The sequence below is a fragment of the Grimontia celer genome (assembly GCF_900055185.1).
Taxonomy (GTDB): Bacteria; Pseudomonadota; Gammaproteobacteria; order Enterobacterales; family Vibrionaceae; genus Enterovibrio; species Enterovibrio celer.
Window position 1 is genome coordinate 1 of sequence record NZ_FIZX01000088.1, and the last position, 520, is coordinate 520.

Sequence of the window (520 nt, forward strand, 5' to 3'; positions counted from 1 at the left end):
TAATACCTATTGATCAAATTGTTTGTTTATGTTCCGAAAATAAAGCAACGTATATTCATACCAATGCAAATCGAAATTACTTAATAGATAATTCGTTAGAATATTGGCAAAAACAGCTAAATCCTGAATGTTTTTTTAGAGTAAATAGAACTTTTATCATTCATATAAATGCCATAAAAGACATTATTTCTTATACAAATTCTCGCTTACAATTAATGTTGAATTATTATGATAAAACAGAAATAATAGTAAGCAGATAACGTGTAAATACTTTTAAAAATTGGATTGATTAATTTTGAGTGTAAATTATCAGTTGTTTTTTATTTGATTAAATATTTTTTTAGAAAAAGTTAATGCTGAAAAATTAGTTTTATTAACTAGTACTTCTTTTAAAGATTGTTCTTTTTCTTTTTTCTCTAGATAAAAAGGGTCTTTATGGAAATCATAAATAAATTCTTTGGCAATATATTTATAAGTATTCCATTCTTCTTTAATTTTTGAAGAATGATTTTCAAGAGAC

Annotated in this window: 2 protein-coding genes; one reads left to right on the forward strand and one right to left on the reverse strand. The window is 22.5% G+C overall.

Annotated features, from left to right (window positions below; genetic code table 11):
- The coding region (locus tag GCE9029_RS26240) for a LytR/AlgR family response regulator transcription factor (RefSeq protein WP_197475447.1) at positions 1-260 on the forward strand (260 nt) is incomplete at its 5' end.
- 49 nt (positions 261-309) lie between these two features.
- Here GCE9029_RS26240 and GCE9029_RS26665 read toward each other — a convergent pair.
- The coding region (locus GCE9029_RS26665; protein ID WP_197475448.1) for a hypothetical protein at positions 310-520 on the reverse strand (211 nt) is incomplete at its 5' end.